Raw genomic sequence first — 9,065 nt, forward strand, 5'->3', positions numbered from 1 at the left:
GCCCCGGCCCCCGCCCTGCTGCGCGCCGCCCTGCTGGAAGGCCTGGCCACCGAGACCGTCAGCGAACTGCTCACCTGGTCGGCCGAGGCCACCGGCCTACGTCAGCGCTTGGATTTCCTCCACCGCGCTCTCGGCGAGCCCTGGCCCGAGGTCGACGACCAGGCCCTGCTGGCCCGGGCCGACGAGTGGCTGGAGCCCGAGCTCTCCCGCGCCCGCCGCCGCGCCGACCTGGAACGTATCTCCACGACGACCGCCCTGACCCGGCTACTGCCCTGGGCCGGCGGCGCCGCCGGGCGCCTGGACGAGCTCGCACCCGAACGCATCACCGTCCCCAGCGGCAGCCGAATTCGCGTGGACTACTCCGCTGACCGCCCCGTCCTCGCCGTCAAAGTCCAGGAGCTCTTCGGCTGGGACGCAGCCCCGCGGCTGGCCGACGGCCGGGTCACCCTGACGATCCATCTGCTCTCTCCCGCAGGGCGTCCAGCCGCCGTCACCAGCGACCTCGCCTCCTTCTGGCGCGACGGATACCGCGCCGTCCGCGCCGACCTACGCGGCCGCTACCCCCGCCACCCCTGGCCCGAGGATCCCGCCACCGCCGAACCGACGCGGCGTCTGAACCAGCGTAAATAAGGCCTGCGTTGTTCGGGCAAGGCTCCTACGGGCGGTGTCCGCAGCGTCGCCGCATCCGGACACCGCCCGCTTCACTCAGGTCAGTCGAAGGTCAGCCTGAGGTCAGTCGAACGTCAGCCGAAGATCTGCCACTCCGAGACCTGGGCGCCGTTCTGCACGCTGTTCGCCGTGAAGCTCAGCCGCACGTACCGGTACGCCGTACCGGACGGGAAGTTGATGGTCACGGTGTTGCCGGTGCTCGGGTTCCACGTGTACGTGGCACTGGCGACGATCGTCGTCCACGTGGAGTCGTTGGCGGATCCCAGGACCGAAAGGGTCTGCGTCCTGGTCTGCCAAGCCGTCAGCGGCGGAAGGTCGATGACCGTGCTGCCGAGGGTCTGGGTCGAGCCCAGGTCCACCGACAGCGTCGCCGGGAAGGTGCCGTCGCTCGATTCCCAGTACGTGTCCGCGTTGCCGTCGTTCGCGTTGGTGGCCACGTAGTTCTGCTCCACGCTGGACGCGGAGATCGACTGGTTCAGCGCCAGGTTCGTGCTCGTACTCGTGCCGGTGCCGGAGAGCGCGACCGTCAGGCTGCTGTTAGTCGCGTTGCTGCTGAGGGTGAGTTGGCCGCTGTAGGCCTGCGCCGCGGTCGGACTGAACGTGACGCTCGCCGTGCAGCTGGCGCCCGCCGCGAGGCTGGACCCGCAGGTGTTCGTCTCGGCGAAACCGGTTGCCGCAGTGACTCCGCTGATCGTGGCAGCCGCGTTACCGGTGTTCCGAATGGTGACGGACTGCGCGGCGGATGTGCCGCCGGTCGCCTCGTTGCCGAAGCTGAGGCTCTGCGGGCTGGCGGTGAGCGTCGCGCTGCCGCTGCCGCCGCCTGCGCTGCCCGGGAAGATCTCGAACTCGCTGAGCTGCGCCGCGTTCCAACCGGTGTTGGCGGTGAAACTCAGCTGCAGGTACTGCTCGTTCGTCCCGGACGGCAGGCTGAACGACACCGTGTTCCCGGTGGACGGGTTGAAGGTGTATCCGGCCGAGGACACCAGCGTCGTCCACGAGCTGCCGTTGGTCGAGCCGAGCACCGAGAGGGTCTCGGTCCGGGTGCTCCAGGCCGTGGCCGGCGGCAGGTCGAGCGTCACCGACCCCAGCGACATGCTCTGGCCCAGGTTCGCGGTCAGTGTCTGCGGATAGGCCGCGCCGTCACTGCTCTCCCAGTACGTGCTGGTGTTCCCGTCGTTCGCGTTCGACGGCAGGTAGGACTGGTAATCGCTGCTCGCGGTGAGCGTGGCGTTCAGGGCCAAGTTCGTCGCCGAGGTGACCCCGGTGCCGGACAGGGCGACGGTGGTCGGACTGTCGGACGCGTTGCTGGTCACCGTGAGCGTCCCGGTCTGCGCGCCGCCCGCGCTCGGAGCGAAGGAGACCTCCGCCGTGCACGAGCCGCCGGCCGCGATGCTCGACCCGCAGGTGTTCGTCTCACCGAAGCCGCTCGAGGCCGAGACACCGGAGACGCTCGCCGCCGTGCTGCCCGAGTTGGTGATCGTCACGGCCTGAGCCGAGCTGGTGGAGCCGACGTTCACCTGGCCGAAGGAGAGCGAACTCGGGCTGGCCGCCAGGATCGGGCTGCCGCTGCTCGCCACGGACATGGTGACGCTCTGCACGATCAGCGGCACGGCGGCGTCGGTCACGTTGAGCCGCAGGTCGGCTCCGCCGTTCTCGAGTTCGTCGAGCTGAGCGCCGGTCAGCTGCACGGTGGCCGTGGCCCAGGTCCCGGTGCCGGGACTGGTGACGGTCGGACCGTTCTGATAGTCGTTCGTGGGCGTGCTGTACTGCACCACGAAACCTTGGCCCGCGGTGGCCCAGTAGGTCACCTGCACCGAGATGGTCGAGGCGCCCTCCACCGCGGACATGGGGGCGAGCTGCAGGTAGACGTTGGCGTCGCCGGAGCCGCTCTGCGCCGTGGTCCAGGTCTCGTAGGCGGTTTCGCCGCCCTGGGTGAGCTGGGTGAGGTTGCCGTCCGAACCCGAGCCCGTGCTGCCGACGCCCAGGAAGGTCAGCCCGCTGCCGGCCTGCCCGGCCGTACCGGTCACCGACGTCGCGCCGGTGTACGAGGTCGGACAACTCGCCGAGGCGGTGCCGGAGGGCACCGAGCCCGCCCGCACGCTCCACTCGGCCAGGCTCGCCGCACCGACGCTCGCGGTGGCGCAGATCAGACCGTTCGACTGGACGGTCTGCGGCACGGCCGTGCCCGAGGCGTTGACCAGGTAGTAGCTGCCGGAGTTCAGGCCGAGCCCGGCCGGGCTGAAGGCGATCGGGGCGTTGTAGGCGGTTCCGGTACTGATGTCGGACAGGGTGATCGACGCGCTGGTGCCGCTGGAGGAGACGTCCGGCACGGTCTGCAGGACGCCCACGTACGGTGCGTCGATCTCCGCGTAGGCGGTCGCATACTGGGTGAGCTGCGCCGCGGTGGCCAGCACGGTGCCGCCGCCGTTCTTATAAGCGGTCAGATTCGCGTCCACGCCGTTGAGCGGCAGCACCGCCTTGAACGAGGCCAGGCTCACCGCGCCGTTCGCGACCTCCTGGCTGGTCACGATCGAGATGCCGGCCTGGAAGTTCTGCCAGATGTTCTGCGCCAGGCCCTCCACGCCGCCCAGGCTGCCGCCGCCGGTGTTGCCATAGCCCTGCGAGACGTCGATGTACAGGGCGGCCGGCTGCTGTGGATACGACCCCGAGATCGTCTTGAGCGTCGGCAGGAAGCTCGTGTAGATCGGGAAGCCGACGGTGTCCTTCTCGGTGCCGTCGTGGATGAAGAAGTCCTCGCCGCCCAGGTCGGGTGCGGCCAGTCCGTAGGTGCCGATCCACTGCACCGCTCCCGCGGCCAGATCAGCGTTCGAACTCGGCGCGGTCCACTCCTGGGCCATCTTCACGCCGTACGCGCGGGCCAGGCTCGCCATGGCCAGCGTCATCCCCGTGTTGTTCGCCGAGTCGGCGATCACGGTGACGTTGTACTGCTTGGCCAGCTTGAAGAACGTGTCGGGGTTGTTGGCGTAGTTCGGCGCGTTGGCCAGGTCACCGCCGTAGTAGTAGTACAGCGGCGTGCTCGCGGTGATGTTGCGCACGGCCGCGGTCAACTGCCCGTAGGTCTGCTGCACGCTCCATGCCCGGAACGCCTGGAACACGCCGAACAGCGACTGGCCCGAGGCCGCGGCCGGGACCTGGCTGAAGGACGTGTAGGAGGTGCCCTCGTCGCTGTTGAACGTGGCGATCGTGCTGTAGGTGTCGGGCAGGTAGACGTTCTGGAACTCGGCCACGTCGTCGGCGGTGTAGCCGCCGCCCGAACCGCTGAGGTCCCACTGGGCGTCGAGAAAGCCGTAGTCCAGGATGGCGCCGCCGTACCCGCCGGACTGGTTGACGGAGTTCTGGACCGTGTCCTCGACGTAGGTGAAGTACTCGGACTGCTCGGTGGAGTTCCACCAGTCCGGGGCGCTGCCGGCCGCCCCGGTGCTGCTCTGCTCGAAGTCGGTGATCCAGGAGGGGGGACTGCCACCCCAGCCGGACTGCCAGAAGATCGGGATCAGCTGGATGCCGGCGGCCGAGGCGTTGGCCAGCTCCTGGTCCCATTCGGTGAAGCTGAAGGTGCCGGCCGAGGGCTCGATCGTGCCCCAGGGCATGTTCAGCTCGGCGGTGGTCAGCCCGTCGGCGGCGAGACCGGCGAAGTAGGACTCTGTCCAGGCGGTGCCGTTGTTGTCGAAGTCGAGCTGAGTGGACCAGATCGGCGTGGTGGGTGACGAGGCGGCCTGCGCGGGTGCCGCGGCGATGGCGGCCAGTCCGAGGAAGCCCGCCAGCAGAGCGCCGGTCGTACCGAGCGCGCCGAGTGCTCGGAGTCGGTGGAGAGCTCTCGCTCCCCCCTTAACGGTCATGTCGCGTTCCTCCTAGAGCTTTTATATATATGCCTTCATTACGTGGGTGGGCGGCAGCGTGGCGACGCGTGGATGTCGCCCGGGTGGGTGCACGGTGGACCGTAACAGTGGGGATACATAAGCGCAATATACGAACGAGGAGCTGACATGATTTGCCGAAGCTGTCATGCGACTTATCTGACAGCGGTGGTCTTGCACTCTTACGAGGGCGGGCGGCGCCCGGCCCGTTCGTCGTATCATCTTCGCAGTTCAAGGAGAAGTTGAGCGGTGATCATGGCGTGCGCCTGGACTCGATGATCGCAAATAATTGCACAACTCTGCGCGCTCAGCGTCGAAGATCTCTTGCCGTTATTGCGGACGAGAGTCAGGGAGGCTCTACGGCCTACGCGCGGTGCGGGCGGCGCGTGGGGCGACGCGTGGGCGACACGCAGTCGCCGCGGGCAGTCCTTGGAATATACCGTCGCGCGGTATATGGTCTCCGCATGGAGAACATGAGTGAGCAGGCCTTCCTGGTGCTCGCCGCGCTCGCCGACCAGCCGAGACATGGATACGCCCTGATCGCGGAGGTGGCAGCGGAGTCCGACGGGCGGATCACGTTGCGTGCGAGCACGCTATACGCGGTGCTGGACCGTCTGACGACGCGGGAGCTGATCGCTCACGATCGGGACGAGGTCGACAACGGCAGACTGCGCCGTTACTACCGGCTGACCGACGCGGGCGCAGAAGCATTGGCCACGGAAGCCGATCGGATGGCCGCCTCCGCCGACGCCGCCCGTCGGCGGCTGCGACTACGGGCGGGCGGCACCGTGCTCGGGGGCGGTGAGGCCGTATGAGTCGCGTCGAACGCTGCTATCGACAGCTGATACGGCTGCTTCCGGCCGAGGAACGCGCCGCACGCGGTGAAGAACTCCTCGGCCTGCTGCTGGATCTCGAGGGCGACCGGCATCTGCCCAGTGTTCGCGAGGCCGCGGGGCTGCTCGCGCTCACCGTGCGACTGCATGCGCGCCGGCTCGGAATCGGCAGGCTGGCTCTCGGGCTGTTCGGCGCCTATCTCATGGTCGTCGGCACCACCTCGGGAGCGCAGATCCTGGCGGCCATTCTGGCTCCCGGCGCCGCATCGTCCGTCGAGATCTTCGGTTTCACCGGGTTCGTGGTGGCTCTGGCGTGCCTGGGGAGCGCCGCCGCCTGGACCCTGGGCGCCTATCGCGTCACCCTGATGCTCTTCGGCCTACTCGCCGTCTACGACATCCACGCGCTCGGAGCCACCTACCTCCCCGGCACCGGGCTCGGGTTCTTCATCCTCACCCTCGGCGGAATCCCCGGGCTGCTCCGGGACGCGATCCCCGTCATCGGTGTGCCGGTCCTGCTGGGGCTGGCGGTGAAGCGCCAGCCGGCTCGTGTCCCTGCGCGGTTCGGCCTGGCCGGCCTGGTGGCCGCCCTCGCCGTGCAGACCGCCACGTTCGCCGGTTCGAGTCCGGTGACGGCCTTCGGATCGGAGGAATTCTCCCGGCACTACGCGGCCTGGATCTTGGGCGGTGCGTGCGCCGCCGCGGCCGCCGCGCACTCCCGTCGCCGCTCCCCGCAGGTGCTGCTCGCGGCGACGGCGACCGCGTTCGCGGGCGGCTGGATCGTATCGCCGGCCATGCCGCCTTCCTACGCCACCGCGATGGCTGCTGCCTTGTGCGCCTGCGAAGCCGTGCGTGCGATCTCCACGCGCCGCGTGAGTCTGCGAAAGGCCCCCGCGGCCCGGGCATGACCCCAGCGCCGCTCTGACGGCGCCGGCCTGACCACACGGCCGGCGCCACGCCACCCTTGCCCCTCCCCGATTCCGTGTAAGGCGCGGAACCGGTCCCCTCGGCATGCCCTGAAAACCTCATCACATCAGCACGCTGAAGTAGGCCGGCGCGAGCCTCAGGGCATCGGCCTCCCCTCATGCGTGCCCGAGCCGAGAAAAGCAGGCCCCTGTGACCGCCACGGCGATGCCCCGGCACCCCGTCAGCCTCAGTTCCAGCTCGTCCATCCGACGCACGCCCGCCGCCGACGTCGGTCGCCGCAGCAGACGCGCCCACGCCTGCGTCGTCGGCGCGCTCACCGCCGGATTCGCGGCACTGTACGCCGCCTACCTGCTCACGCTGCACGTCACAATGCGCGACGGAATGATGGACGTCGCAGAGTTCGACCAAGCGATATCCGGATACGCGCACTTCTCCGCGCCGCACTCGCCTTTCGTCGGCCTACCCACGGTCGGCGGTTCCGGAGCACTGCAACTGTCTGACCACTTCACCCCGCTCCTGGCCGTGCTCGCACCGCTGTACTGGATCCACGACGGCCCCGAGACGCTACTGGTGGGAACGGCCGTGCTCGCCGCCTTGCCCATCATCCCGATCTGGATCTTCGCCCGACGCGCGTTCGGCCCGTCGCGTTCGGCCACGGTCGCGGCCTACCTGATCGCGTTCGGCTACGGGCTGAGCTGGCCGCTGCAGATGGCGCTCGCGTTCGAGTTCCACGAGGTGTTCCTCGCCATGCCTGTGATGGCATGGATGATCGAGCGGGCCCAGGCGGGCAGAGCGCGCCAAGCCGCACTCATCAGCCTTCTCCTGCTGGGCGTCAAGGACGACATGGGCTTCGTGGTCGCGGTCTTCGGCGGCTACCTCGCGACCAAGGACGTGTCGCTGCGCACCCTGTGGAGCTTCGTCCTCACCGCACGCGAAAGTCCGGTTGCGGCTCTGCGTGTGGCGATGCGGGCCGATCGGCGCCCGTTCCTCGCCATGATCCCGCTCGGGCTCGGGGCGGTGGCGTTGGTCAACAAGGTGCTCCTGCCGGCGTTCGGAGGCAGCCCCACACGCAACTTCACCTACGGCCAGTTCGGCAATACGCCGGAACACGCGCTTATCGGCATGCTGACCCACCCGGCAGTGGTCGCCCTGAACCTGATCACCCCCACGACCAAGCTGGCCACGCTGTGCATGCTGCTGTGCCCGGTGCTCGGACTGTGCCTGTGCTCGCCGATCACGTTGCTCGCCGTCCCTCTCCTGCTCGAACGCCTGCTGTCCACCAACGAGCTCTACTGGGGAATGTCGCTGCACTACAACGCTTTCCTCGCCCCGATCCTCTTCTGCGGCGGCATCGACGGAGCAGCGCGCGTCGCGCGGGCATCGGCCCGGCGCGGCGATGCGCCCACCGGGATCAGACGTCGCACGGTGAGATCGGCACCGATCATCCTCGCCTCCTGGACCGCGCTGTTCGGCTGCCTCGCACCCTTCCCCCTCTCCCAGATGCTCAGCCCCACGTTCGGGCACACCTCGTCCGCCGACACCACCGCCGCCCGCGCCGCCCTGGCCCACGTCCCGTCCGGCACACTCGTCGCGGCCGCGAACAACCTCGGGCCGCAACTGCTGAGCCGCGACCGCGTCATCATGTGGACCTACCCGCACGACCGCGACTACCCCGAAGCGCCGTGGGTGATCGCAGACGTCCAGCGCCCCTCGCGACCCTTCACCAGCATCGCGGCGCAGACCGCGGACGTACGTCTTCTGCTGACTCAGCACTACAAGATCGTCTTCGAAGACGACGGCTACGTGGTGCTGCGGCAGGAGTGAGTGCGACACGGCGTTGCCGCGGGGAGGGCGCGTGCTGCTTTGCCCTCCCCGCGGTCTATGCCTCACGCTGCCGGCGTCGGCGGTCGAACGCGTGCAACTCGGCCTCGGTGAGGCCTGCGTTGCGAGTGTGGAGCAGGCGGGAGAGGTGCGAAGGATGCCACCGTGCTCCGCCGCCGGGCGTCGGCAGCCCCGCCTCGTTGAGCGTCGCGCAGATCATCTCGAGCGTTTCACCCGACCGGCGCAATGCTTTGATGTGTTGGAGAACGGTATCCGGGCAGTTGGGCGGCCGTCCTGCGGTGCTCACTTCGCGCCCCGCAGGAACAGTTCGAGCAGGTCCCGCAGGATCTGCTGGGCGCGCCGGCCGCGCTCGCCGTTGTCGAAAAGGGCCACGGCGAGGGCGGCCCCGACATAGACGGTGAACGCGCCGACCACGCCCGCCAGCACCCATGAAACCGGGAGCGCCGCGGATACCAGAGTCTTGGCGATGACTAGCACGTGCAACCTCATTGGTCATGAGGCGAGAGTGCGCGTGCCAGACGCTCAAGTGCGTCAGGTCACTGTGACTCTCGCACGCCGATAAAGGGGCTTCGGACGCGAGAGTCGGATGTCAGGTGTGGGCATTGCGCCCGCAGAGGCGGGAGGTGCGCGCAAGCCCCGGAGCCACGATCGTGTCACCGCGCGACGGGTCGCCGGTATGCAGGGCATGACGTCGTCGACGTCGCCGGGTTCGCCGTGGTCGAGGCTTCCCGCCGGCTCGGCGTGCAGCGCTGGGCGGTTCATGCAAGCACGCCGCAGCAGCGAGCCCCGCTGCACTGAGAATCCGCCAACGATTTGGTGCTGCTCAGGTTGGGTGGCGTGACCGAGCGTGTTCGTGCTCGTGCATGTGGGGCGCGGCTGTCATGAGTGTAGATCGTCTGTCACCGGGCGACTGCGAGGTTCG

At 68.8% G+C, this 9,065-nt stretch carries 6 protein-coding genes; 4 read left to right on the forward strand and 2 right to left on the reverse strand.

What is annotated here, in order from left to right:
• Positions 1 to 630, forward strand: a 630-nt coding sequence (locus KDL01_RS35780) for an ATP-dependent helicase C-terminal domain-containing protein (protein WP_281415786.1), incomplete at its 5' end; no start/stop codon positions are given.
• A gap of 113 nt (positions 631 to 743) precedes the next feature.
• On the opposite strand, the gene KDL01_RS35785 is transcribed toward KDL01_RS35780, so the two are convergent.
• On the reverse strand, positions 744 to 4,526 hold the full coding sequence (locus KDL01_RS35785; RefSeq protein WP_212533140.1) for a choice-of-anchor D domain-containing protein: 3,783 nt from the start codon (positions 4,524 to 4,526) through the stop codon (positions 744 to 746).
• 482 nt (positions 4,527 to 5,008) lie between these two features.
• Here KDL01_RS35785 and KDL01_RS35790 point away from each other — a divergent pair, with 482 nt between their 5' ends.
• The 3 genes from KDL01_RS35790 to KDL01_RS35800 all read left to right on the forward strand — a co-directional run bounded on the left by KDL01_RS35790 (position 5,009) and on the right by KDL01_RS35800 (position 8,125).
• Positions 5,009 to 5,359, forward strand: coding sequence for a PadR family transcriptional regulator (locus KDL01_RS35790; RefSeq protein WP_212533141.1), 351 nt, complete (start codon positions 5,009 to 5,011; stop codon positions 5,357 to 5,359).
• Positions 5,356 to 6,282 (forward strand): hypothetical protein, encoded by a 927-nt coding sequence (locus KDL01_RS35795; protein ID WP_212533142.1) that lies wholly within the window; start codon positions 5,356 to 5,358, stop codon positions 6,280 to 6,282. The genes KDL01_RS35790 and KDL01_RS35795 overlap by 4 nt, the downstream gene beginning before the upstream one ends.
• Before the next feature lie 208 nt (positions 6,283 to 6,490).
• Positions 6,491 to 8,125: a DUF2079 domain-containing protein gene (locus KDL01_RS35800; RefSeq protein WP_212533143.1), complete on the forward strand. Its 1,635-nt coding sequence runs from the start codon at positions 6,491 to 6,493 to the stop codon at positions 8,123 to 8,125.
• Positions 8,126 to 8,425: 300 nt separating this feature from the next.
• Here KDL01_RS35800 and KDL01_RS35805 read toward each other — a convergent pair whose 3' ends face one another.
• A complete protein-coding gene (locus KDL01_RS35805; protein WP_212533144.1) occupies positions 8,426 to 8,620 on the reverse strand; it encodes a hypothetical protein in 195 nt (64 codons plus the stop codon).
• Positions 8,621 to 9,065 lie beyond the last annotated feature (445 nt).

It is taken from the genome of Actinospica durhamensis (assembly GCF_018139695.1).
GTDB lineage: Bacteria > Actinomycetota > Actinomycetes > Streptomycetales > Catenulisporaceae > Actinospica > Actinospica durhamensis.

Excerpts from the sequence above, each read along its gene's own strand:
- KDL01_RS35785 (WP_212533140.1), bottom strand. The coding sequence starts at position 4,526 with ATGACCGTTAAGGGGGGAGCGAGAGCTCTCCACCGACTCCGAGCACTC.
- KDL01_RS35795 (WP_212533142.1), top strand. The coding sequence starts at position 5,356 with ATGAGTCGCGTCGAACGCTGCTATCGACAGCTGATACGGCTGCTTCCG.
- KDL01_RS35790 (WP_212533141.1), top strand. The coding sequence starts at position 5,009 with ATGGAGAACATGAGTGAGCAGGCCTTCCTGGTGCTCGCCGCGCTCGCC.